22 protein-coding genes are annotated in these 24,385 nt (G+C 72.4%); 5 read left to right on the forward strand and 17 right to left on the reverse strand.

What is annotated here, in order from left to right; translation table 11 throughout:
* Positions 1–279: 279 nt before the first annotated feature.
* Genes ABZ930_RS09610 through ABZ930_RS09625 form a run of 4 tightly spaced genes read right to left on the reverse strand, consistent with a single transcriptional unit; the run spans position 280 to position 2,473 of the window.
* Entirely contained in the window at positions 280–600 is a 321-nt protein-coding gene (locus ABZ930_RS09610; protein ID WP_361544224.1) for a DUF202 domain-containing protein, read from the reverse strand.
* A gap of 3 nt (positions 601–603) precedes the next feature.
* Positions 604–996: a DUF202 domain-containing protein gene (locus ABZ930_RS09615; RefSeq protein WP_361544227.1), complete on the reverse strand. Its 393-nt coding sequence runs from the start codon at positions 994–996 to the stop codon at positions 604–606.
* Between the two features lie 21 nt (positions 997–1,017).
* Entirely contained in the window at positions 1,018–1,527 is a 510-nt protein-coding gene (locus ABZ930_RS09620) for an NUDIX domain-containing protein (RefSeq protein WP_361544230.1), read from the reverse strand.
* Between the two features lie 55 nt (positions 1,528–1,582).
* Entirely contained in the window at positions 1,583–2,473 is an 891-nt protein-coding gene (locus ABZ930_RS09625) for a DMT family transporter (protein WP_361544233.1), read from the reverse strand.
* A 350-nt stretch (positions 2,474–2,823) separates the two neighbouring features.
* Here ABZ930_RS09625 and ABZ930_RS09630 point away from each other — a divergent pair, with 350 nt between their 5' ends.
* The 4 genes from ABZ930_RS09630 (at position 2,824) to ABZ930_RS09645 (ending at position 6,890) form a co-directional block, all read left to right on the forward strand.
* Complete coding sequence (locus ABZ930_RS09630; protein WP_361544236.1) at positions 2,824–3,801, forward strand: hypothetical protein; 978 nt, start codon at positions 2,824–2,826, stop codon at positions 3,799–3,801.
* 36 nt (positions 3,802–3,837) lie between these two features.
* Positions 3,838–5,376, forward strand: a complete 1,539-nt coding sequence (locus ABZ930_RS09635) for an APC family permease (RefSeq protein ID WP_361544239.1) — start codon at positions 3,838–3,840, stop codon at positions 5,374–5,376.
* A gap of 268 nt (positions 5,377–5,644) precedes the next feature.
* A complete protein-coding gene (locus ABZ930_RS09640; protein WP_361544469.1) occupies positions 5,645–6,298 on the forward strand; it encodes a molybdopterin-dependent oxidoreductase in 654 nt (217 codons plus the stop codon).
* On the forward strand, positions 6,282–6,890 hold the full coding sequence (locus tag ABZ930_RS09645) for a cytochrome b/b6 domain-containing protein (protein WP_361544242.1): 609 nt from the start codon (positions 6,282–6,284) through the stop codon (positions 6,888–6,890). The genes ABZ930_RS09640 and ABZ930_RS09645 overlap by 17 nt, the downstream gene beginning before the upstream one ends.
* A gap of 118 nt (positions 6,891–7,008) precedes the next feature.
* Here the strand turns inward: ABZ930_RS09645 and ABZ930_RS09650 are convergent, their stop codons facing one another.
* Entirely contained in the window at positions 7,009–8,415 is a 1,407-nt protein-coding gene (locus tag ABZ930_RS09650) for a gluconate:H+ symporter (RefSeq protein ID WP_361544245.1), read from the reverse strand.
* Between the two features lie 71 nt (positions 8,416–8,486).
* Positions 8,487–9,011: a gluconokinase gene (locus ABZ930_RS09655; protein WP_361544248.1), complete on the reverse strand. Its 525-nt coding sequence runs from the start codon at positions 9,009–9,011 to the stop codon at positions 8,487–8,489.
* A gap of 130 nt (positions 9,012–9,141) precedes the next feature.
* On the opposite strand from ABZ930_RS09655, the gene ABZ930_RS09660 reads away from it, so the two are divergent.
* Positions 9,142–9,843, forward strand: coding sequence for a FadR/GntR family transcriptional regulator (locus ABZ930_RS09660; RefSeq protein ID WP_361544251.1), 702 nt, complete (start codon positions 9,142–9,144; stop codon positions 9,841–9,843).
* A 193-nt stretch (positions 9,844–10,036) separates the two neighbouring features.
* On the opposite strand, the gene ABZ930_RS09665 is transcribed toward ABZ930_RS09660, so the two are convergent.
* From ABZ930_RS09665 to ABZ930_RS09715, 11 genes are all read right to left on the reverse strand, one after another.
* Positions 10,037–10,417, reverse strand: a complete 381-nt coding sequence (locus tag ABZ930_RS09665; protein WP_361544254.1) for a YchJ family metal-binding protein — start codon at positions 10,415–10,417, stop codon at positions 10,037–10,039.
* A gap of 22 nt (positions 10,418–10,439) precedes the next feature.
* Entirely contained in the window at positions 10,440–12,719 is a 2,280-nt protein-coding gene (locus ABZ930_RS09670; RefSeq protein WP_361544257.1) for a glycoside hydrolase family 3 N-terminal domain-containing protein, read from the reverse strand.
* The gene (locus tag ABZ930_RS09675; protein ID WP_361544260.1) at positions 12,716–14,650 is read right to left on the reverse strand and encodes a cellulase family glycosylhydrolase; all 1,935 of its coding nucleotides are present in this window, start codon (positions 14,648–14,650) and stop codon (positions 12,716–12,718) included. The genes ABZ930_RS09670 and ABZ930_RS09675 overlap by 4 nt, the downstream gene beginning before the upstream one ends.
* A gap of 43 nt (positions 14,651–14,693) precedes the next feature.
* On the reverse strand, positions 14,694–15,719 hold the full coding sequence (locus ABZ930_RS09680) for a LacI family DNA-binding transcriptional regulator (RefSeq protein ID WP_361544263.1): 1,026 nt from the start codon (positions 15,717–15,719) through the stop codon (positions 14,694–14,696).
* On the reverse strand, positions 15,716–16,573 hold the full coding sequence (locus tag ABZ930_RS09685; protein ID WP_361544266.1) for a carbohydrate ABC transporter permease: 858 nt from the start codon (positions 16,571–16,573) through the stop codon (positions 15,716–15,718). Before ABZ930_RS09685 ends, ABZ930_RS09680 begins: the two co-directional genes overlap by 4 nt.
* A gap of 20 nt (positions 16,574–16,593) precedes the next feature.
* The gene (locus tag ABZ930_RS09690; RefSeq protein WP_361544269.1) at positions 16,594–17,535 is read right to left on the reverse strand and encodes a sugar ABC transporter permease; all 942 of its coding nucleotides are present in this window, start codon (positions 17,533–17,535) and stop codon (positions 16,594–16,596) included.
* 43 nt (positions 17,536–17,578) lie between these two features.
* Positions 17,579–18,865 (reverse strand): ABC transporter substrate-binding protein, encoded by a 1,287-nt coding sequence (locus tag ABZ930_RS09695; RefSeq protein ID WP_361544272.1) that lies wholly within the window; start codon positions 18,863–18,865, stop codon positions 17,579–17,581.
* A 179-nt stretch (positions 18,866–19,044) separates the two neighbouring features.
* Positions 19,045–20,817 (reverse strand): glycoside hydrolase family 3 N-terminal domain-containing protein, encoded by a 1,773-nt coding sequence (locus ABZ930_RS09700; RefSeq protein WP_361544275.1) that lies wholly within the window; start codon positions 20,815–20,817, stop codon positions 19,045–19,047.
* A gap of 32 nt (positions 20,818–20,849) precedes the next feature.
* Positions 20,850–22,127 (reverse strand): MFS transporter, encoded by a 1,278-nt coding sequence (locus ABZ930_RS09705; RefSeq protein WP_361544278.1) that lies wholly within the window; start codon positions 22,125–22,127, stop codon positions 20,850–20,852.
* A 50-nt stretch (positions 22,128–22,177) separates the two neighbouring features.
* Positions 22,178–23,179 (reverse strand): LacI family DNA-binding transcriptional regulator, encoded by a 1,002-nt coding sequence (locus ABZ930_RS09710; protein WP_361544281.1) that lies wholly within the window; start codon positions 23,177–23,179, stop codon positions 22,178–22,180.
* Between the two features lie 152 nt (positions 23,180–23,331).
* Positions 23,332–24,243 carry an AraC family transcriptional regulator gene (locus ABZ930_RS09715; RefSeq protein WP_361544284.1) on the reverse strand — a complete coding sequence of 304 codons (912 nt, stop codon included), beginning with the start codon at positions 24,241–24,243 and terminating at the stop codon, positions 23,332–23,334.
* Positions 24,244–24,385: the final 142 nt, after the last annotated feature.

Genomic DNA, 24,385 nt, shown 5'->3' on the forward strand with positions numbered 1-24,385 from the left:
GCGGCACCCGAAGAACCACCCAGGGGCGCGGGGAACTGCGCGGGAAGCGGCCGCCGGGCCGGCACCCGAAGAACCACCCAGGGGCGCGGGGAACTGCGCGGGAAGCGGCCGCCGGGCCGCAGCCGAAGAACCGCCCAGGGGCGCGGGGAACTGCGCGGGAAGCGGCCGCCGGGCCGCAGCCGAAGAACTACCCAGGGGCGCGGGGAACTGCGCGACCAGCCCCCGCCGGCCGGCAGCTGAACGGCAACCGTGGCCAGGCCCGACGCGCGCCGCCCGGGGTCACACCACCAAGGCCACCGCGAACACGGCCAGCGCCACCGTGCACGCCGTCGCCGTCACGGCACCCCGCAACGACATCACCGGCGGCGCGGCCTCGTTCAGGGCCAGGCCGGTGATCCGGCGATGGGCCACGGCCAGGAAGCCCAGCCACACCAGCAGCACCAGCGCGGCAGCCGTCCACTCGACCACCCCGACAGCACCGTGCAGCACGGTCTTGACGGCGAGCACGGCGGCGACGGTGCACGACAGCGTGGTGCGCCGCCAGGCGAGCCGGGTCCGCGCCGGCTGCAACCCGGGATCACGCACACCCGCGTCCGCCACCCGTCACCCCTCCCAGCCCACGAGCACCACCACGACCATGGCCACGGCGACCAGCGCCACGACGACACTGAGGACGGCGGGGAAGCGGGACGCCGGCAGATCCTCGCCACGCCGCATCGCCCGCTCGCACCGCACCCAGTGACTCACGGCCCGCAGCGAACAGAGCACCCCGGACGCCAGCAGCGCCAGAGCGAGCCCCACCCGCCACCCCCAGCGCAGATCGGGCAGGAACTGGTCCACCGCGAACCCGCCGCCGATCAGCGCGAGCGCCGTCCGCACCCAGGCGAGAAAGGTCCGCTCGTTGGCGAGCGAGAAGCGGTAGTCGGGCGTATCGCCCTCGTCCCTGATCCGCTCCGGCGCGAACCAGAGCCGGATGTTGCGCACGAAATCGATCACCGGCAGGACATTACCTCCGGGTCACCGGTGCGCCCGCCACCGGTCGAAGGCGGCCAGCCCGTCCGGCGTCCACGTCCACTCGCCGAGCCGCGCCTCCAGCTCGTCGAGGCCGATGAACGCGTACCAGTCGATCTCCTCCGCCTGCGGCCGCACCGGAAGGTCGAAGGTGACCTCGTACACGGCCGACCACCAGCCGCCCCGCGAGCCGTCACCCTCGTACAGGAACCGGAACAGCGGAGTCGGCTGCGGCAGCCCGCTGACCCCCAGCTCCTCCTCGGCCTCGCGCAGCGCGGCCTCGTCATAGGTCTCGCCCGCGCCGACGACACCCCCGACGAACATGTCGTACCTCCCGGGGAAGACCATCTTGGTGGCGGTGCGCCGGTGCACGAACACCTCCCCGGCCGGGTTCCGCGCCAGGACGAACGCGCACCGGTGGCGCAGCCCGCGCGCGTACACCTCGCCGCGCGGGGCCTGCCCGACGACGGTGTCGTGCTCGTCGACGATGTCCAGGATCTCTTCAGCGGGCTTCATGCCGGCGAGGCTACGCGCCGCCCCGCGCATCCCGGGGCGCGGGACGCGCGGCGCCTCAGACCCCGGCCCCCGCCCGCTCCCGTGCCCGCGCGGTGGCGCCCGGCATCGCGGGATGCAGCCCGAGCAGCACCACGCCCGCCACGATCCCGGCCAGCCCGGCCGCCTCCCAGGCCAGCGCTCCGGTGTCGGCGCGCAACCGGTCCCCGAGGAACCCCACCCCGCACACGATCCCGGCCAGCGGCTGCGCGGCGGTCAGCGCGGGCAGCGACATCCGCAGCGGCGCCGTCTCGAACGCGCTCTGGACGAGCACCAGCCCCGTCACCCCGAGGGCGATCACCGCGTACGGCTGCCAGCCGGTGAACACGGCCGCGATCCCCCCGGCCGAGAACCGCTGCCCGCACACCCGGGTGAGCGCGTCCTGGACCCCGTACAGCAGTCCGGCGGCCACCGCGAGCAGCGCCGGGGCCGCGCTCAGCCGCGACCGCTTCGCGAGCGTGGTCAGCAGCAGGGCGACCCCGACCATCACGCCGATGATCAGCCAGTGCCGCAGCGGATCCGTCACCGCGCTGCCGCCGCGCGGCTGCCCGGCCACGATGAACGCGGTGACCCCGCCCGCGAGCAGCACCAGGCCGGCCCAGCCCTGCCGGCCGAGCGGCTGTCTCGTCTGCCGGCGCGACAGCATCAGCGCGAAGAGCAGATTGGTCGCGAGGAGCGGCTCCACCAGGGTCAGCTCGCCCTGCCCGAGCGCGATCGCACCGAGCACCATGCCGGCCACCATGAACCCTATGCCGCCGAGCCAGCGCGGCACCCGCACCAGATCGAGCAGCAGGCGCGGGGAGAGGAAGTCCCCCAGCGGGGCGTGCGCCGCCGCGTTCTGCTGGAGGACGAAACCGATGCCCAGGCAGAACGCCGCGCTCACGGCGAGGACGAGGACGAGGACCGACACGCTGCGCACCTCTACGGACTACGGGCTGGACGAGCAGGGGTGGGTATGCGCCGACCATAGCGCCCCGCGGCGCCCCACGCCCCACGGGAGCGCGCCCTTCCGCGGCCGCACACCGGGCCTCTGTACTCGTGTCACCTCGACAACTCTCGCCCTGACGAGGCAGGTTGAAGAGACAACAACGGCAACTCGCATATGCCAGAGGTGAGTTGGTGAACTCCGTCACCTGGTCACCCTTGACGTGGAGTGCTCGCTACCGCTTTGCTGTCCGTGATCATTGACCTGGCCGCGCAGCGTCGCGCGGAGCCGAAGAGATCTGCCGAGATCCGCAGAGCCGTAGAGGAACCGTCGCGGTGCCCCCACCTCCGCCTCCCCTCGGGCGCTCCCGCCGGAAGCCCGGGCACCCCGCGGGCTTCGGCGACCCCGCGCTCGACGACCACGAGCTCGTGGCCGCGCGCACGGCCCTGGCCCAGGGCCGCTGGACCGAGGCCCGCGCGCTGCTCGCCGCCACCGGCGACGACTGGGACCGCCGCGGCCACCGCGTGATGGGGCTCGCCCGGGAGCCCACCGCGCTCGCCTGGGCCGGCGACTGGCGGCTCGTCGAACCCGAGTCCACCGACGCCCCCGTTCTGCTCGCCCTGGCCACCGTGCACCGCGCCGTCGCCGGGAAGACCCGCCCCGACCGGGCCCGGGACGCCTGCCTCGACGCGGCGGAACGGGTGCCCGACGACCCCACCCCCTGGCTCGGCCTGCTCTACCTGGAACGGGCGGTCGGCCGCGAGGAGGACGTCGTACGGCTCTTCGACGAGGTGCGCCACCGGCACCCCGTGCACCACCACGCCCACCACCTGATGGTCGCCCGGCTCGCCGAGCGGCGCCCCGACGCCGGGCAGGACCCGCTGCACGAGGTCTACGACTTCGCCGCCTGGGCCGCCGAACAGGCCCCGCCCGGCTCGCCGCTCGCCGTGGTCCCCGTCGTCGCGCACGCCGAGCGGTTCCGGGTGCTCGCCAGGGCGGGCGCGGTGCCGGGCGACCCCGAACGCTCCGGGCACTGGGCCGGACGTCGCGCCCGCCTCGTCATGAAGGCCGCCTTCGACTGGTGGCTGGAGTGGGGCGACCCCCACGACCGGGCCGGCGTCGTGCACCCGCGCGGCCGCGTCGACCTGAACTTCCTCGCCCACGCCAAGTACTGCGAGGGCCGGCCCGTCGAGGCGGCCGCCCTCTTCCACCGCATCGGACCGCACATCACCGAGGCCCCGTGGTCGTACGGCGGCCAGGAACCGTACGCGGCCTACCGCACCGCCCACGACGCCGCGCTCGGCGCGGTCTAGAGACCAGCCGCACCCATCGGAAGGGACGACCCCGCGATGACCACGGGAAGACCGAGCACCACCGACACCGCGCCGGAACCGGGCATAGCGACGTATCGGGGAGAGGAGAGCGCGCTGCGGGCCGGACGGCTCGGCACGACGGGCCTGCTGCTCTCCGTGCTCGCCGCGACGGCGCCGCTGATGGTGGTGGCCGGCGTCATGCCGACCACGTTCGCCGTGGTGGGCGCCGTCGGACAGCCGCTGCTCTTCCTCGTGCTCGGCGTCGTCCTCGCGCTGTTCAGCGTCGGCTACGCGGAGATGAGCCGGCACGTCCACAACGCCGGCGCGTTCTACGCGTACATCACCCGCGGTCTCGGCCCGACCGCCGGATCCGCGGCGGCGCTGGTCGCCCTCCTCGCCTACAGCTCCTTCCAGGTCGGCATCTTCGGGATCTTCGGCTTCGAGGTGTCCGCCCTCGCCCAGGAACACCTCGACGTGCAGATCGCCTGGTGGATCCCGGCGCTGGTGGCCGTCGCCGTGGTCGCCGTGTGCGGGCTGCTGAAGATCGACATCAACGCGCGGGTGCTCGGCGTGCTGCTCCTCATCGAGGTCGCCCTCGTGGTGGTCTTCGACATCGCGGCGCTCGGCGACCCCGGCAAGGAGGGCGTCTCCCTGCACGCCTTCAACCCCGACACGCTCTCCGGCGTCGGGGTGGGCACCGCCCTGTGCTTCTGCATCGCGGCGTTCGCGGGCTTCGAACAGGCGCCCGTGTACGCGGAGGAGACCAGCCGCCCGCACATCCTCGTGCCCCGCGTGATGTACCTCGCGGTGGGCGGCGTCGCCGTGTTCTTCGCGATCAGCTCCTGGGCGCTCACGGTCGCCACCGGCCCGTCCGCGATCGTCGGCGAGGCCCAGAAGCAGTCGGCGGGCCTGCTCTTCGGCCTCACCGAGAACCGGCTCGGCGCCACCTTCACGGACATCGTGCACGTCCTGTTCATCACCGGCATGTTCGCGGCGATGCTCAGCTTCCACAACGTCGTCGCGCGGTACGCGTTCGCCATGGGCCGCGAGGGGCTGCTGCCGGCCGTCTTCGGCCGCACCCACAGCGCGAGCGGCGCGCCCGGCGCGGGGTCGGTGCTCCAGACGGTGATCGCGGCGGTCGTCGTCCTCGCCTTCGCCGTCACCGACTCGGGTGCCGCGGGTGATCCGACGGCGCCGGTCCTGCGCCTGTTCACCTGGGGCGGCAACATCGGCGCCCTCGGCGTGATCCTTCTGATGGCCACGGCCTCCGTCGCCGTCATCGTCTTCTTCGCCCGGCGCGGGGCGGCGGCCGCGCAGGCCTGGCGGCTGGCCGCCTCCGCGGTGTCCGGCGTCGCCCTGCTGGTCATCGCGGGCTACACGGTCAAGGACTTCGACGTCCTGGTCGGCTCCGGCCCCGACTCGGCGCTGAACTGGATCCTCCCCGGCCTGATCGCCCTCGCCGCCCTGGCCGGAGTGGCGCTCAGCGAGGTCCTGCGCCGCCGCAACCCGACGGCCTACGCCCGCATCGGCCTGGGCAACGAGGCCTTCCAGTTGGAGAAGAAGAGCACTCCGTAGGGCGCGGCTTTCGTCGTGGCCGGTCGCGCAGTTCCCCGCGCCCCTGGAAGCGAGCTTCGCTCGCCCAGGGGCGCGGGGAACTGCGCGAGAAGCCCCACCGGCCGTCAGCCGACCACGAGAGCCGAGAAATGACGGAACGCTTACGGGCGGGCCCGAACCCTGGCCCCGCCCACCCCGGACATGCTCGAATCACGGAGTGGACCCGCACGACGAATCAGCCACGGACAGAGACAACGGCACCCCGGTGGGCCGGCGCGTCATCCTCGGCATGCTGGGCGCGGGCGCGCTGGGCGTAGCCGCCGCGCCCGCCCTCCAGCGCGCCGTGGAGAGCGTCACCTCCAAGGACCCCACCGGCGTCACGGGACTGCTCCCGGCCGGCGGCGGCTTCCGCTACTACTCGGTCACCGCCTCCGTCCCGCACAAGGACGAGAAGAACTACCGGCTCACCGTCGACGGCCTCGTCGACCACCCCACCAGCTACACGCTCCCCGAACTGCGCGCCCTGCCGCAGACCCGCCTGGTCCGCGACGTCCAGTGCGTCACGGGCTGGCGCGTGCCGCACACCCCCTTCGAGGGCGTCCGGCTCTCCCGGATCCTGGCCGCCGCCGGAGTCCGCCCGACCGCCACGGCCATCCGGCTGACCTGCTTCGACGGCGCGTACAGCGAGAGCCTCACCCTCCAGCAGGCGCGCCGCGACGACGTCCTGGTGGCGCTGCGCATGCAGGACAAGGACCTCGGGCACACCCACGGCGGACCGGTGCGGCTCTATGTGGCGCCCATGTACTTCTACAAATCGGCGAAGTGGCTCTCCGGCATCACCGTGACGGACGAGGTGCGCCCCGGCTACTGGGAGGACCGTGGATACGACGTCGACGCCTGGGTCGGAAAATCGAACGGGCGCGGCGATGCACCCACCGGCTGAACTCCCCGGCCGCGTACGGCGCTTCAGCCCGGCCGAACGCTGGGTGCACCGCACGACGGCCGCCCTGATGGGCCTGTGCGTGGCCACCGCGGCCTGCCTGTACCTCCCGCAGCTCGCCGAACTCGTCGGCCGCCGCGCACTCGTCGTCACCCTCCACGAATGGTCGGGGCTGCTGCTCCCCGCGCCGTTCCTGCTCGGCCTGGCCTCCCGCCCCTTCCGCGCGGACCTGCGCCGCCTCAACCGGTTCGGCCGCCACGACCGGGTGTGGCTGGGATCGGCGCTGCGGCGCAGACCGGCCCCGCGTCCGGCGGGGAAGTTCAACGCGGGCCAGAAGCTCTGGGCGTCCTGGCTGGCCGGAGCCGTCCTGGTGATGCTCGGCACCGGCCTGCTGATGTGGTTCACCCACCTCGCGCCGCTGGCCTGGCGCACCGGCAGCACCTTCGTGCACGACTGGCTCGCCCTCGCGCTCGGCATCGTCATCGCCGGGCACATCGGCATGGCCGTCGGCGACCCGGAGTCCCGCGCGGGCATGCGCACCGGATTCGTACGACGCGAGTGGGCGGAGCGGGAGCACGGCGAGTGGCTGCCCTGACCGGTCCGCGTACGACTCGTCCGCGTACGACTCGTCCGCGTACGACCCGTCCGCGTACGCGAGAGGGCGGCCCGCGCACAGCCGGACCGCCCTCTTGTACGTCACCTGTCGCTTGTCGCTAGAGGACCAGAGACAGCAGTAGCACCAGGCCGCCCGCGACCACGGAGATGATCGTCTCCATGACCGACCAGGTCTTCACCGTCTGGCCGACGCTGAGCCCGAAGTACTCCTTGACCAGCCAGAACCCGGCGTCGTTGACATGGCTGAAGAAGAGCGAACCCGCGCCGATCGCGAGGACGAGCAGCGCCGTGTGGGTGTCGGTCATGCCGGCCGCGAGGGGCGCGACGAGTCCGGCGGCGGAGACCGTCGCGACGGTGGCCGAGCCGGTGGCGAGGCGGATGACGACCGCGATCAGCCAGGCGAGCAGCAGGGTCGGGATCGACCAGTCCTTGGAGATGTCCAGGACCATCTGGCCGACACCGGAGTCGATCAGGGTCTGCTTGAAGCCGCCGCCCGCGCCGACGATGAGCAGCACTCCGGCGATCGGGGCGAGGGACTTCTCGGTGGTCTCCTGGAGCTTGCCCTTGGTGAACCCGGCGGCCCGGCCCAGGGTGAACATGCCCACGACGACGGCGACGAGCAGGGCCGTCAGCGGGTTGCCGATCACGTCGAAGACGCGCTGGACGGTGGCGTCCGGCTTGTCCACGATGATGTCGACGAGCGCCTTGGCCAGCATCATCACGACCGGCAGCAGGATGGTGAGGACGGAGGCGCCGAAGCTCGGCCGCTTCTCCAGCTGCTCCGACGCACGCGCGGGGATCATCTTCTCGGGCGCCGGGACGTCGACCCACTTGGCGGCGTACTTCGAGAACACCGGACCGGCGATGATCACCGTCGGGATCGCGACGAGGATGCCGAGCGCGAGCGTGATGCCCAGGTTGGCGCCGACGGCGTCGATCGCGACGAGCGGGCCGGGGTGCGGCGGGATCAGACCGTGCATGACCGACAGACCGGCGAGGGCCGGGATGCCGATCCGCATCAGCGAGTAGTTGCCGCGCTTGGCGACCATCAGCACGACCGGGATCAGCAGCACGATGCCGACCTCGAAGAAGAGCGGCAGACCGATCACGGCGGCGATCAGGACCATCGCCCACGGCATGGCCTTGCCGCCCGACTTCCCGGCCTTGGCCAGGATCGTGTCGACGATCTGGTCGGCGCCGCCGGAGTCGGCGAGCAGCTTGCCGAGGATCGCGCCGAGCGCGATCAGCACGCCGACACCGGCCACGGTGGAGCCGAGCCCGGCGCTGAAGCTGGTGATCACCTTGTCGAGCGGGGCACCGGCGAACGCGCCGAGCGCGAGCGAGCCGATGGTCAGCGCCAGAAAGGCGTGGACCTTGAACTTCGTGATGAGCAGGACGATGACGGCGATGCCGGCGAGCACGGCGATCCCGAGCTGGGCATGGCCAGCGGAGGTGATCGGCTCGACGGTGTCCGCTGCCAGCATCTCGACGCTGAGACTGGTCACGTCTGATCCCTTGTACGTGGAGGGGGGAGGGGGACTACGGGGGAGGGGAAGTACGGGGTGCGGGTGTGGGCCTACTGGTCCGTGGGGGCGGAGTCGAGCGCGGCCAGGGCCAGCACGGCCCGGTCGGCGATCTCCTCCGGGGAGCCCGCGACATCGACCTCGACGCCCGCCTCGTCCGGCCCGAGCGGCTGGAGCGTGGCGAACTGGGAGTCGAGCAGCGCGGTCGGCATGAAGTGACCCTGCCGGTGCGACATCCGGTCCTCGATGAGCGCGCGGTCACCGGTGAGGTGGACGAAGACGACGCCGGGGGCGGCGGCCCGCAGCCGGTCGCGGTAGGACCGCTTGAGAGCGGAGCTGGAGGCCACCCCGCCGAGCCCCGCCCGGCCGTGCGCCCACTCGCCGATGGCGTCCAGCCAGGGCCAGCGGTCCTCGTCGGTCAGCGGGGTGCCGGCCGACATCTTGGCGATGTTGGCCTCGGGGTGGAAGTCGTCGCCCTCGGCGTAGGGAACGCCGAGCCGTTCGGCGAGCAGGGGACCGATCGTCGTCTTGCCGGTGCCTGCCACGCCCATGACCACGACGACATGGGGGGTGCTCATCGCTGTGCTGCCTCGCTGTCTGTCTTCATCGACATCGCTGTTGTTGCACACTCAAACTCAATAGGTCCGACAAATTCAAGAGGGTGTGACTTATAAGTCAGACCTTTTGGCCCCGGGCTAGTCTTTTCCCATGACCACTCAGGACCGGGGGCTGCACGCCCGAGTACTGGACAGCCTCGGTCCCGCGATCACGGCGGGTGAGTACCCCGCGGGGAGCGTGTTGCGCACGGACGAGCTGGCGCAGCGGTTCGAGGTGTCGCGTTCGGTGATGCGCGAGGCGGTCCGGGTCCTTGAGTCGATGAACCTGGTGACGTCGCGCCGCCGGGTGGGTGTGACGGTGCTGCCGGCGCCGGAGTGGAACGTGTACGACCCCCGGGTCATCCGCTGGCGCCTGGCCGGCACCGACCGGCCGCGCCAGTTGCGCTCGCTCACCGTGCTGCGCTCGGCGGTGGAGCCGGTGGCGGCCGGGCTCGCCGCGCGGAACGCCACGGCGGAGCAGTGCGCGCGGCTCACCGAGTGCGCGCTCGGCATGGTGGCCACCTCACGCGGCCATCAGCTGGAGGGGTACCTCGTCCACGACATCGAGTTCCACCGCACGGTGCTCGGCGCCTCCGGCAACGAGATGTTCGCCCACCTCGGCGACCTGGTCGCCGAGGTCCTCTCGGGCCGCACCCACCACCAGGTCATGTTCGAGGACCCGGACCCGGCGGCGGTCACCCTGCACGTACGGGTCGCTGACGCGGTGCGGGAAGGGGATGCGGGGCGCGCCGAGTCCCTGACCCGCGAAATCGCCGAGGGCGCGCTCCAGGAACTGGACATCCTGGCCCCCTGATCTTCGGCTGCGGGTGCGTCGTGGCCGGTCGCGCAGTTCCCCGCGCCCCTGAAGCGAGCTCCGCTCGCCCAGGGGCAGGGAGGCTGCGCGTCAGCGCACGCCTCTGATGAGATGGCGCACGAAGTGCGCATCTCAGGGGCGCGGGGAACTGCGCGACCAGCCCCCACCGGCCCGCAGACGACCCAAGGGCGGCCTACTCGATGAAGTCGCCGTCCACATAGACCCAGGCACCATCCACCCGCGCGAACCGACTCCGCTCGTGCAGCACCCCACCCTGATAGCGGGCCCGGAACGTGACGGTCCCGTGCTGATGGAACGCCGAGCCGTCCCCGGTCTCCACGATCTCCAGCCCGGTCCACCGCGGCGCATCGGCGAAGTCGATCACCGGCGGCCGCGTCTCCGGATGCCAGGTCCGCAGCAGATACGGACCGTCCTGCCGGACGAAGGCCGCGTAGCGCGACCGCATCAGCGCCTCGGCGGTGGGAGCCCCGGCCCGGCCGGAGTGGTACCGGCCGCAGCAGTTCTCGTAGGGCTGCGGCAGGCCGCAGGGGCAGGTGGGGGCGGTGCGTGACATGGGGCCCACGATAAGCCCCACGTCAGCCCCGCGCCGCCGCCCGGGCCACGGTCAGCGGCACACCCTGGACGCGGTCGGACGAGGGCCCGGTCTCCAAAAGCAACTCGCCCGGCTCCACGCGGAGTTCGAGATCCCGCCCGACCGAGGCCAGCGTCTCGGCGGTCACCTCGAAGACCACCTCGCGGCGCTCACCCGGCACGAGATCCACCTGAACGAACCCGCGCAGCTCCCGCACCCGCGGCCACGACGCCCCGCCCGACTGCCTGCGCACGTACAGCTGCACCGTCTCCCGCACGGCGGACCCGCCCGTGTGCTCGACCACGACCGTGCAGGTCACCGCGGGATCCGCGGCGGACACGGCGGACCGGCTCAGACACGGCGCGCCGTAGCCGACCGTGCCGTACGACAGGCCGTGCCCGAACGCGTGCCGGGCCGTCGCCGGCTGGTCGACGTAGCCGCGGTAGCCGTGGTCCTTGCCGTTGTAGAAGACCGGGAGCTGCGCCGCCGAGCGCGGCACCGACACCGGCAGCCGCCCCGACGGAGCCACGGCCCCGAACAGCACGTCGGCGACGGCGCGCCCGCCCCACGGCCCCGGGTACCAGGCGCACAGCACGCCCGCCGCCCGCTCGAACCGTTCCGGCAGCGCGTGCGGGCGGCCCTGCACCAGGACCACCACGACCGGCACCCCGGTCGCGGCCACGGCGTCGAACAGCGCCGACTGGGCTTCCGGCAGCGAGAGTTCCGCCAGGTCGACGCCCTCGCCGCAGGTCATGCCGGCCGGGTTGCCCGAGGTGACGACGGCCGCGCCGTTCGCCTCGAAGCGGGTGTCCGCCTCCCGGGCGCTCGACCCGCCGAGCACCAGCACCGCCACGTCCGCGCCCGTCGCCGTCGCCACCGCGTGCGCCTGCCCGGACGGGTCGCCGCCGACCAGCTCGCAGCCGCGCGCGTACGTCACCTCGCGCCCGGCACCGGCGGCGGCCCGGATCCCGTCGAGCACCGTGACGCCGGTGCCGGGCCGCTGCGGCGCCGTGTAGTCGCCGATCTGCTGCGGCACCGAGTCGGCGTTCGGGCCGATGACCGCGATCCGCCGCACCCGGGGGCCGAGCGGCAGCGTCCGGGTGTCGTGGCCGAGGAGCGTCACCGAGGCGCGGGCCAGACGTTCGCTCAACTCCCGCACATCCGAACCGGGTTCGCGATCGCCCACGTACGGGTTCTCGAACAGGCCGAGCCGGAACTTGAGGGTGAGCACCCGGGCCACCGCCGCGTCGAGCGCCGCCTCCGGCACCAGGCCGCGCTCGACCGCCTCCCCGAGCCGGGGGAACGCGCCGTCCCACAGGCTCAGATCGGTGCCCGCCGACAACGCCATGGCACCCGCCGCCACCGGATCCCCGGCCAGCCGAGCCAGCCGGTCGAGGGCGCAGCCGTCCGCCATCACGATCCCGTCGAACTCCCAGCGCTCCCGCAGCAGTTCGGTGAGGAGGTACGGGTTCGCCGCGCACGGCAGACCGTCGAACTCGTTGTACGCGGCCATCACCCCGGCCGCCCCGGCGCGCACGCCCGCGCGGGCCGCCGCCAGATGGATCTCGTGCAGCTCGCGGACGCCCAGCTCGGTCGCCGCGCTGTTGCGGCCCCCGACCGTCGCGCCCTGCCCGGCGAAGTGCTTCAGCACGACACCGACGTCCCGCGACCGCATGCCCCGCACCAGCGCCTCGGTGAACCGGGCGGCCAGATACGGGTCCTCGCCGAAGCACTCCTCGGCCCGCCCCCAGCGCGGGTCGCGCACCAGGTCGAGCGCGGAGACCAGCGCCACGTGGCCGCCGCGCGCCCGCAGTTCGGCGGCAGCGGCGGCGGCCGCCTCCTCGTACAGCTCCGGGTCCCAGGAGGCGCCGACGGCCAGATTCACCGGCAGGACCGTGCCGTCGAGGGCCTGATGCCCGTGCGGCACCTCCTCGACCATCAGGACCGGGATGCCGAGCCGTGTCTCCTCGACGACGTACCGCTGCACGGCGTCGGCCACGGCGGCAGCGTCCGCCGCCGTGATCCCGTCCGCGAAGGTCACGCCCGACCACGGATCGGCGCGCTGCAGCCCGTACAGGGCGCCCATCCCGTCGTACGCGGCGACCTCCGTGCGGAACGTCTCCGTCAGCTCGAACGCCCCGTCCGGCGTGCGCGCGTAGGCGTGCCAGCCGTACAGCCGCTGATTGACCTGCCCGACCTTCTCGGCGAGCGTCATCCGGCCGAGCAGGTCCCGCACCCGGTCCGCGACCGGTGCGGCCGGGTCCCGGTACAGCGGCGTGCTCATCGCAGTTCCAGCACGCGCACGCCGAAGGCGCCGAGCGTCACCGCGGTGACCGGCTCGCCCGTGGCCAGGTCGTGCAGGGTGCCCGCCGTCTCCGGGGACACCGTCAGCTCCGCGTCGTCCTGGCTGACCAGCCACACGAACCGGCGCCCGTCCTCGTGCTCCAGCACATCGGCGCCGACGAACGGTGAGTCGACCGTCACCGGCCGCGCCACCCCGGCGACCTCGGCCAGCGCCGCGTACAGCCGGTGCGTCTGCTCCGGGTTCACCCGGGCCGTGCGCGCCGCCATGTGCTCCAGCGGATACGTGGCGAGCACGGTGCGGCCGCGCCCGGTCTCGTGGCACAGCAGCGCCGGGCGGCCGTGCCCGTCCACCGCGACGACCCGCGCGTCCGTCGGGACCACCGGCAGGTACGCCCGGCTGTCCTCGTTGCCCGCGACCGGGAAGCGCAGCGTCTGACCTGCCTTGATGCCGCCGAAGTCCTCCCGGAACGTCAGCTCCAGGGTGTCGTCCTCGATGGGCTCCGCCACCCCGTACGACAGTTGCAGCTCGACCCCGAAGAGGCCGTCCAGGTCGTCGAACCACGGCCCGCGCGTGCCCGGGTGCTCGCCCGAGCAGAACGACAGGTACACCGTGGCGCCCTCCTCGGCCCTGCGGCGCAGCGCCCGCGTGGTCCGCGTCGTCAGCTGCCGGGTGGCGGGCAGCAGATACAGCCGCGCGTCGTCCGTGATGCCGTCCGCCTCGCGGGTCAGCGCGGCCGGCAGGTCGGCGGCGCGCGCGGCGACGTACCCCTGGTGCAGCGAGCTGAAGATGAGCGGGCGGTCGGCGGGGCGGCTGTAGGGGTAGCCGCGTTCCAGGAAGGCGGGCACGACGAACGCCGCGTCCGCGTCGGCGCGGCGGCAGCGCGCGAAGTCGACGCCCTTCAACACCTCGGCGAACGCGGCCAGTTCACGCAGGGGCTCCTTCGGAGCGCCGGTGCTGTCCGTGATGCCGAAGTGCATCTCGAACGGGTGGTGGTCGTACGGGGACCGGTCCCACAGGTCGTCGTAGTCCGTGTTGTTCCACGCGATCCAGCCGGTCGCGCCGCCGAGCAGCGAGTTGTGCAGGGTCTGCCGGTAGTACACGCCCGCGTTCTCGGCGGACACCGTGTCCGTGGAGAGGCCGAACTCCTCCAGGACGACCGGCTGGCCGGTCACCGACGCCAGCTCGCACTCGAAGGCCGCCCGGTAGTGCTGGCGGACCCGGTCGGTGTCCGAGCGGTAGACGTGCGGGCCGACGAAGTCCACGTACTCGGCGGTCTCCCGCAGCGAGAAGCCGTTGTCGCGGCCCGTCACCTCGATGCCCCAGGCGCCGTCGCCGAGCGAGACGGGCTGGGTGGCGCCCGCCGCGCGCACCGCGTTGCACATCGCCTGCGCCCATGCGGTGACGACATCGCTGTTCGGCGGGTCGACCTGGTAGATGCGGCCGTAGCCCGGCATCTCGTTGGTGATCAGCCAGCCGGTCACGGCGGCGTGGTCCTTGAACCGGCGGGTCATCTGCGAGGCGAACCAGGCCTGGCGGCCCACCATCCACACGTCCTCGTACAGATCACGGCCGCCGCGCCAGGCCGGGTCCCAGTTCTCGCCCGACATGTGCCCGACGATGAACGTCGGCACCGTGCCCATCCCCAGTTCCTGGTGCGCGTCGAGGAAGTCGCGGAACTTCTCGCACAACTCCTCGTCGATCCGGTGCGGTTCGGGGTGGAAGTCCGGCCAGTAGAAGAACGACCGGGTCATGTTCAGGCCGTGCTCGCGCAGTCCCGCCAGCTCCTCGCGGACCACCTTCGGGTCGTAGTCGCGCCACATCAGGGGCCCGCCGGTGCGGGACCAGAAGTTGGCGCCGAGCCAGGGCAGGACGGCGGCGTCGTGGGTCAGGTGGGCGCTGTGGCGTCGCATGGTGGTACGTAGCTCCGTTGCAGTGCTGGTGAAGTGCTGGTTCTCAGGCGGGAGTTGCGGGTCCGGTCGACTCGCGGACGACAAGTCCGGGCCGGCCGTCGAGCGGTGCGTCGGGCACGTCCTCGCCGCACCGGGCGAGCAGCGCCCGCGCGGCGGCGGCGCCGACCCGCTGCACCTGCTGGTCGACGGTGGTCAGCCGTGGGTGCAGCCAGCGGCCGAGCGGCAGGTTGTCGTAGCCGACGACCGACAGATCCTCGGGGACGCGCAGGCCCGCGCGCTGGGCGGTGCCGATACCGCACACCGCCATGGAGTCGTTGGCGTAGACGAGGGCCGTCGGCCGGTCGGCGCGGGCGAGAAGGTCCTGGGTCGCGGCGACGGCCGCCGCCTCGCTGAAGTCGGTGTGCAGCACGGCCGAGGGCGCGGACCCCAGCGCCTCCTCGAACGCGGCGAGCCGCAGCCGGGTGTGCTGGAGTTCGGCGGGGCCCGCGACGTACGCGATCCTGCGGTGCCCCAACTCCCTCAGATGCGCGGCGACTTCCCGCACACCGGCGCCCTGGTCGGCGAGCCCGACCGCCGGCACCCCGGGCGTGGGCGCGCCGAGCAGGACCGCGGGCAGTCCGAGCCGGGCGAGCAGCGCCGGACGCGGATCGTCGGCCCGCGCGTCCGTGAGGACCGCGCCGTCCACCCGCTTCTCGGCGGCGAGCCGCTCGTACAGCGCGCTCTCCTCGGCGACGTCCGCCACCAGGTGCAGCAGCAGGCCGTAGCCGCGCGGCGCCAACTCGCCCTCTATACCGGTGATCAGCTCACTGAAGTGCGGGTCGGCGCCGAGCACGTCGGTCGGCCTGCGCACCACGAGCGCCAGCGTCCGGGTCCGCGCGCTGCGCAGCGCCGTCGCCGACGCGCTCGGCGACCAGCCCAGGTCGAGCGCCGCCGCCAGGATCCGCTGCCGGGTCGACTCGGCGAGCCGCCCCTTGTCGTTGAACGCCTGCGACACCGCCGCCGTCGACACTCCGGCCGCCGCCGCCACCGCCTTGATGGTCGGCCGCGCACCTGCCCTCGCCCCGCTCACATCTTCACCGCCCCACTCACCAGTGCCTGCTGCATCCGCTTCTGCAGCACCGTATAGACCACCCACACCGGGACCAGGGTCAGGACGGTTCCCGCGGTGAGCACGCCGTAGTCCGTGCCCGTGATGGCCTTCAGGGTGGGCAGCGCGACCTGCACGGTGCGCTGCGCCGGGTCGGGGCCGATGATGACGAGCGAGTACAGGTACTCGTTCCAGAACGTCAGGAAGTTCAGCAGCAGCACCGTCGCGATGCCGGGCAGGCACATCGGCGTGTAGACGTGCCGCAGCACCGCGAAGGTCGACGCGCCGTCGAGACGGGCCGCCTCCTCCATCTCCTTCGGGATCGTCCGCATGAACTGCACCAGGATCACCACGGACAGCGGCATCGCCGTCGCCGGCAGGAACAGCACCATGAACATCCGGGTGTGGAACAGCCCCGTCGCGGCGGCCAGCAGGAACGTCGGGAACAGCGCGGCGAACGTCGGGATCAGGAACCCCAGCGAGAACACCTTCTCCACCGCCGACGCGAGCCGCCCCGTGGAGCGGGCCAGCGCGAACGCCGCCGGAATCGCGAGGAGCAGCGTGAGCGCCAGCGAGAACACCGTCACCAGCGCGGAGTTGACCACCGCGAGACCCAGGTCGGCGCTGGTGAACGCCGTCGAGAAGTTGTGGAACGAGAACGACGTCGGCAGCGCGAAGGGATGCGCGAAGATCTCGTCGTTCGACTTGAACGCCGAGGCGATGAAGTAGTAGAGCGGGATGACCAGAAGCACCGCGTACAGCCACACCAGGATGTGCGCGGGCAGCCACGAGCGGCCGAACTTCGACCGGGCCTGCGGACGGGCCGAGGACTTCATGACGTACGGCTCCGATCGGTTCAGTAGCTCTGGCGGAAGACCCGCCGGATGGCGAGCAGTCCGGCGAGGCCGACGAGGAAGAGGATGACGCCGACGGTCTGGCTGTAGCCGAGGTCCGCCGCGATGAACGCCTTCTGGTAGACGAGGAACGACAGCGTCGTCGACGAACTGCCCGGACCGCCCTGGGTGAGCAGCAGCACGTGCTGCGCCGAACCGAACAGCGTCCACAGGAACTGCAGCATCGTGACCACGCCCACGTAGTCCCGGATCACCGGGAAGTGGATGCGCCACATGGCCCGCCAGTGCCCGGCCCCGTCCAGCTGCGCCGCCTCGCCCAGCTCCTCCGGCACGCTGCCGAGCCGGGCCGCGAACAGCACGGCCGTGAAGCCGATGCCCGCCCAGATGTCGAGGGCGATCAGGCAGGCCAGCGCGGTGGACGGCGAGGCGAGCCAGGCGTCGGTCAGCGAGCCGAGGCCGACCGCCTTCAGGCCGCCGTTGAGCAGCCCGTCGGGGGAGAGGGCCGCGTAGAAGACCATCGCCTTGGCCGGGGTCGAGATCAGCCCGGGGATGAAGAGCAGGTACCGGATGACGCGATGGCCGGGCGGCCGCTGCGCCACGTAGTAGCCCACCATGTACGCGCAGACCACCATCACCGGGACGGCGACGGCCAGTTGGACGGCCGTGTTCTGCACCGCGTCCCAGAACACCGGGTCCGCGAAGACGGTCCGCACGTTGTCGAACCCGGCGAACGACACCGGTTGCAGCATGCCCGGCCAGTGCAGCGCCGCCACCACGAAGATGGCGATCAGCGGGCCGACCATGAACACCAGGTACCAGATCAGCGCGGGCACCGCGAGGCCCGTGCCGCCCTGGCGGCGCGGACGGGCGCCCGGCGCGGGGGAGGGCGGGACCGGCCGGCGGACCGCAGTGCCGCCCGCCGCCGTTGACGTCGTAGTCGCCATGAGCAACTCCCTTACACAGGAGGAGAGATGAGGGGGCGGGCGGTCAGACGCCGCGGTACGCGGCTTCCAGGACGGAGCGGACCTTCGCCGCGCTCGTGCCGCGCGTGAAGGACGTGCTCGTCGCCGTGATCAGCGGCTGGCTCGCCGCGGGCGGCACGTACACGTCCGGCAGCAGCACCTCGCTGACGTCCCCGCCGAGCCGCTGCGCCGCCGCCACCAGCGGGAAGCCCGTGCTCACCGCGTCCGAGCGCAGTGCCATGTCCCGGCCCGCCTCCTTGATGAAGCGGGCGACGGTGTCCTCGCGGTAGAAGAACTTCAGGAACTTCTCGACGGCGTCGATCTTCTTCGTGCCGTTCGGGCTGATCCAGAAGCCGATGAGGGTGTACGTGCGGATGATCGTCGGCTTGTCGTGCGCCGCGCCCGGCGCCAGCGGCCAGCCGCCCACGTCCGTGTGGCGGGCCACCGCGTCCGGGACCTTCGCCAGCGCCGACGACATCGCCGACTGCATCGCCGCGGACTGGGTGTTGAACTGCGTCGTCATCGTGTCGGACGTCAGGCCCTGCGCCTTGTCGGTGAAGACGCCCGCGTCGCGCAGCTCGACGAAGTACTCGATGCCCCGGCGTGCGTTCCGCCCGCTGAAGTCGCCCGTCGTGTAGACGTGCCGCGCCTCGTCCTGGCTCAGGAACGTCTGGATGACCTGTGCGAGCAGCTTCTGCCCGGTCCAGTCGTTGCCGCCGACGGTCACGGGGGAGAGGTTCTTGCCGCGCAACTTCCGTGCGGCGCCGATCAGTTCGTCGCCCGTGGTGGGGATCCGGCCGACACCGGCCCGGTCGAGCAGCGACCGGTTGAAGGCGACCGGCCAGTTCGTGGCGAAGTACGGGAAGGCGCGCAGCCGGCCCTTGGCGTCGGTCCAGGCGTCGAGCGCCACGTCCCGCACCCGCTCGCGCAGCCCCCAGTCGTCCAGGTAGCCCTTGACGTCGACCGTCGCGCCGACGTCCGTCCAGGCCAGCGTCTTGTCGTACAGGTTCACCATGACGACGTCCGGCTCCTTGCGGGCCAGCCGCGAGGTCTCGTAGACCTGCGCGAGGTCGTCGCCGTTGACCAGGTTGCGCACCTTCAGGCCCGTTTCCTTCCGGAACCGGTCCAGGGCCGCGAGATACGTGGGAGAGCCGGGCGCCGTGGTGCCGAGCTGGCTGTGCACCACGAGGGTGTCGGGGTCTTCGTCGGCCGCGGCCAGCGAGGAGCAGCCGGACAGGGCGGGCAGGGCGGAAGCGGCTGCGAGGGAGCCGCCGGCGGCGAGAAAAGCACGCCGACTCGTCGTTGAGCGCACAGCGGGCACAGCGGTATGTCTCCAACCGGGAGTGGTTAATCGATATACCTACGGGGGTGCGAGCACCGTACGAGGGCAGGGGGAAACGGTCAACCCCCTGTTGCGCAGGGTGAAACGGTGACGTGGCGGCATGCCTGTGGCCGCCACCGGATCCGGTGGCGGCCACAGGCGGGGGCGGGTCAGTACGACAGGTGGTGCCCGAAGCGGTGCAGCGGCGAGCGGGTGTCGAACGGCACGTCCTCGCGGCTCTCCCCGACCGCCTTCATCGACGACGGCAGGTCGAACGGCAGCCGTCCCTCGGGTGCGCAGCGCCCGAAGACCAGGTCGAGCAGGGCGTCGTCCTCGGCCCCGAAGTCACCCACGACGGCGGTCGCCGCCCCGGCGATCTCCGTGAGCACGGCCGGCCGCTCCAGGTAGACGAGCACGACCGTGGGTACGCGCGCCGCGAGGGCGCCCACGTGCTCGACGACCGCCTCGGGGAAGTCGAGCGACCCGCCGTGGAACCACTCGCTGAGCGCCGTGCCCCGGTCCTCGAAGGGGGCCCGCAGCCGCACCACGGCGACCTCGGCGTCCGCCACGTCCGCGACCGGCGTGCCGTACGCGGCGACCTGCTCGGGGTCGAGACCCTCCGCGTACACGCGCAGGCCCGTGCCGTCGGACAGCGGCAGCAGCGCGTCGGCGTTCTTCACCAGGACCAGCGAGCGGCGCTGCGCCCGCCGCCCCGCCTCGCGCAGCGGCGCCGAACCGACCGTCTCCGCAGCGGCCTCGGCGTCGACCCGGCGCCGCTCGAACAGCCCGAGCCGGAACTTCTCGCGCAGCAGCCGGCGCACCGACACGTCGATCCGCGCCTCGGACACCGCGCCGCCGCGCACCAGCTCGACCACCAGCTCCGTGCAGTCGTCGCCGCCGAACTGGTCGACACCCGCGTCCAGGGCGCGGGCCAGCCGCTGCGCCGGGGTGAGGTTCTCCAGTCCGTAGGCGTGCGCGTCGAAGACATCGCCCGCGAGCATGGTCGACTCGATGACGTTCCAGTCGGTGCAGACGATGCCGTCGAACCCGTAGTGGCCCCGGAGCAGGTCGGTCACCACGGGCCTGTTGAAGGCGAAGCCGACCTCCTCCCAGCCCGGCACGGCCAGCGGCATCCCGTAGTACGTCATCACCTGCGTGGCCCCGGCGCGGAACGCCGCGTCGAACGGCAGCTCGTGCAGCCGGGCCAGACCGCCCGGGTAGACCTGCTCGCGGTGCGCGGGGTCGTGCGCGTCCTCGCCGCCCAACTGCGGTCCGCCGCCCGGGAAGTGCTTGACCATCGCCGCGACCGAGTCGGCGCCGAGCGCGTCGCCGCCGCGCAGCCCGCGGATGAACGCGGCCGTCATGTTCGCGACGGTGACCGGGTCCTCGCCGAACGTGCCGTACCCGCGCGACCAGCGCGGATCGGTGAACAGGTCGGCCATCGGCCCGAGGGCGACCCGGATGCCGAGCGCGGTGTACTCGCGCCGCACCACGTCCCCGTACTCCTCGGCGAGCCGTGCGTCGCCGATCGCGCCGATGCCGGTGTGCTCGGGCCAGCGGGACATGCGCTCGATGGCCTGGCCCGCGGCCGGGCTGGAGAACATGCCGTGGCGCGGATCGGTGGAGACGGTGACCGGGATGCCGAGCCGGGTGTCGGCGGCGAGCTCCTGGAGCCGGTTGTGCCAGAGCGCGATCTCGTACGGGTCGGTGCCGTTGAGCAGGTTGAAGTGGGTGATGTGCCGGCCGACGACCAGCTCGTGCGCGGTGCGCACACCGTTCGCGGCGTCCGGCTCGGCGAGCAACTGCCCACCGGGCGCGAGGGTGTTGGCGGTGTGGAAGAGCTGTCCGGCCTTCTCCTCCAGCGTCATGCGGGAGAGCAGGTCCTCGACGCGCCGCTCGACGGGGAGTTCGGGGTCCAGGTACGGGGTGGTGGGGTGGTTCATGGCGGAACTTCCTTGTACAGCTGGGGGGTTGCTCAGCGGCGCTTGACGGGGAGCACGGCGGGGATCGCGAGCAGCGCGGCGAGCAGACCGAAGACGAACAGGGCGGGGTAGTTGTCCCCGCCGCCGAGGGCGAGCAGCGTCGGTGCGATCAGGGTGATCAGCGAGTACGGCAGGGTGGCGGCGATGTTCATGACGCCGAGGTCCTTGGCCGCGTTGTTCGGATCGGGCAGCACATCGGCGGGCAGCGCGATGTCGACGGCGAAGTACACGCCCATGCCGACGCCGACGATCGCCTGCGCGATCAGGAACCCGGTCACCGAGGTGGCCAGCGCCATCACGCCCATCGACGCGGCGAGCAGCACGGCGGCCGCGAACACGATCGGCTTGCGGCGCCCGATCCGGTCGGAGATCCGGCCCGCGGGCACGGTCGCGATCAGGATGAAGATGTTGGCGACGAGGCTGCCGATGAACACGTAGTGCGTGACGGCGTCGTCGTTCTGGCCGAGGTAGTCGGAGAGGTAGTACGCCATGTACGTGGTGACGGTGGCGTACGAGGTCCACATCAGGAAGCGGCTCAGCCAGGCCCAGCCGAAGTCCGGGAAGCGCACCGGGTTGGTCCACAGGAAGGCGATGAGCTGCCGGAGCGTGAGCGACGGCACCTGGTCCTCGGTGACGCGGCGGTCGCGTCCGTAGAGCAGGAACGGCACGACCAGGGCGGCGCCGACGATCGCGGGGACCAGCATCAGCGCGATGGTCGAGGCGTTGAGGGCGTCGACCAGGAAGGTGCCGCCGAGCGTCGCGAGCGGGTTGGCGAGGGCGAGCACGGCCGAGGCGAAGCCCATCTGCCGCTCGGGCACCTGGTCGGCGAGGGCGCCGTAGATGGCGGCCACCAGCGCGTTGTAGAAGCACTGCGCCAGGCACCAGCCGACGACGATCTCCCAGGTGCTGCTCGCGTACGCGATGACCGCGATGCCGACGAAGCCGCCGGCCGTGCCGATGACCATCCAGGGGCGGCGGGCGCCGAACCGGGACGTGGTGCGGTCGGAGAGCAGGCCGAACAGCGGGTTGGCGACGAGCGCGACCAGCGCGCCCACCCCGAGCGCCAGCGACAGGGTGCCGACCTTGCCGGCCGCGTCCATCCGCTCGACCTTGAGCGCGACGGAGACCAGCGAGGGGACCAGGACGCCCATCCAGGCGCCGAGCAGCGCCAGGAAGTGGACGAGGACGAAGGTGCCGGGGACGCGCTGCTTGGCGTCGTCCCCGGGCGGTACGGGGGCAGCGCCGGGATCGGCACTGACGGGGACGGACATGGTCACAACTCTCCTTCGAGTCATGGGTGGTGCTCGTGGTGCGGGGGCGATCAGCCGGCGTGGCTGCCGCAGGAGTCACGGATCACGAGTTCGGTGGGGACGGTGAAGTGGGCCGGGGGCCGGCCGTGCTCGATGGAGTCGAGCAGCATCCGCACCGCCGCCGCGCCCATCTGCCGGAACGGCTGGCGGACCGTGGTCAGCGGGGGCCGCATGACGCGGGCGATGGGGGAGTCGTCGAACCCGGTGACGGCGACGTCCTCGGGCACCCGGTGGCCGCTGGTGTGCAGGGCGTTCAGCGCCGAGAAGGCGATCTCGTCCCAGGCCGCGGCGAGACCGTCGGGGTCGGTGCCGAGCAGCTCGGTGATCTCGTCGGCGGTCGGCTCGCGGTCGCCGGGCAGCAGGGTGAGGGCCGGGTCGTAGGCGATGCCGCCCTCGCGCAGGGCGTCGAGGTAGCCCTCGAAGCGCTCCTGGGCGAACGCGTCGTTCATCTGGCCGCCCACGAAGGCGATCCGGCGCCGCCCGTGCCGCACCAGGTGCAGCACCGCCTCGCGGAAACCGGCGCGGTTGGTGCTCTCGACGTAGGGCAGGTCGAGCCGGTGGCCGCGGTCGTCGATGACCACCGTCGGCATGCTCGTGTGGGCGATGGCGCCGATGTGCCGGGGCGTGCCCTCGGGCATCAGCAGGATCAGCCCGTCCATCGGCAGCGTCGGCAGGGTCTGGGTGACGAACTCCCGCTCCGCCTGCTCGCCCGGCCGCAGCGGGTGGACCAGCAGGTGCAGCCCGCGCCGCGCGCTCTCCTCGGCGATGCCGTACTGGATGTCGGAGTAGCCCCACCACTGCTCCAGCGGCATGAGCAGCCCGAGCGTGTCGTGCCGGCCGGTGCGCAGGGAGCGCGCGCTGACGCTCGGCGCGTACCCGAGATCGGCGGCGATCCGCTGGATCCGCTCGCGGGTCTCGGCGCCGACGTCCGGGTGCCCGTTCAGCGCGCGGGAGACGGTGGGCTTGCTGACACCGGCCTCCCGGGCGATGTCCGCGATGGTGACACGGGGCATGGGGCCTCACCTGGGTCGTCGAGCGGTCGCTCGGGTCTCTCACTCGGTTCTGAAACAGTTCCGCAATCGATTGCGGAACTGTTCCGAAAGTAACCCCGACGGGTCGTGGGGCGCAAGAGGCACCTGCCGCGCCGGGGTCGCTCCCGTGATGCTCAGACCTGCTCCGCCCGGAACCCGGCCGGTGTCACCCCGGCGTGCTGCTGGAAGTACTTCGAGAAGTTCGCCGAGTCCGGCACGCCGACCGCCGCCCCGATCCGGCCCACCGGCAGATCGGTGTGCGCCAGCAGCCGCTTCGCCTCCAGGACCACGCGCCGGTCGATGAACGCCTTCGGGGTCAGGCCGGTCGCGGCGCGCACCGCGCGGACCAGGGTGCGCCGCGAGTAGCCGAGTTCGTCGGCGTACGCGCTGACGCTGTGGTTCGTCGTGAACTGCTTCTCCACGGCCGCCCTGAACCGGGTGAAGGTGGTGTCGGCCTGCGGTTCGAGGGCGTCCGCCGCGGCCTGCGCCGACACGTGCGCCACCCGCAGCATGAAGGCGGTCAGGGCATGGCGCAGGACGCTGGTGTGCAGGCTCAGCGGGAGGGTCGAGGTGTCCAGGTACTCGCGCTGCAACTGCTCCAGCGACGCCCGGATCGCGTCCCGCTGGGCCGCGTCGGGGTGGAGCAGCGGCGGCCGGTCGTAGCGGTACATGCCGGTCGCCTCGACGATCGCGCGCGGCAGGAAGCCCGGCTGCATCGTCAGCCGGGTGCCGACGTACTCCTCCGTCGCGGAGAAGCCGTGCACCTGCCCCGGCCGGATCCACAGGATGTCGCCCGCCCCGACCTCGTACTCGGTGAAGTCGATCATGTGGTGGACCGGGCCCGCGCGGAAGAACAGCAGCACGTGGAAGTCGATGCGGTGCGCCCGCCGGGACGGGGCGGCGTCGTCCCAGGGGGTGCCGGTCCCCATCGGTCCGACCCGCATGCCGACCCCGGACAGGCTCTCCGCGGGGTCGAAGGGATACGTACGGATGTGCTCCGTCGGTCCCAGATGTGCGCTCGGATGTGCGGGGCCCTGCTCCGGCATGCGTGTTCCTCGGTGTCGGCCGTTTCTGCTGTCCCATTTTCACCGAACGCTGGCACGGGGCCACCTGTCCCCTCAAAAGTATGACCTTTAAATTTGAACCAGGTCCGACCAGGAGCTTTAGATTCTGGCGGCGGGTGCCTCG

Source organism: Streptomyces sp. NPDC046716, from assembly GCF_040645755.1.
Lineage (GTDB): Bacteria > Actinomycetota > Actinomycetes > Streptomycetales > Streptomycetaceae > Streptomyces.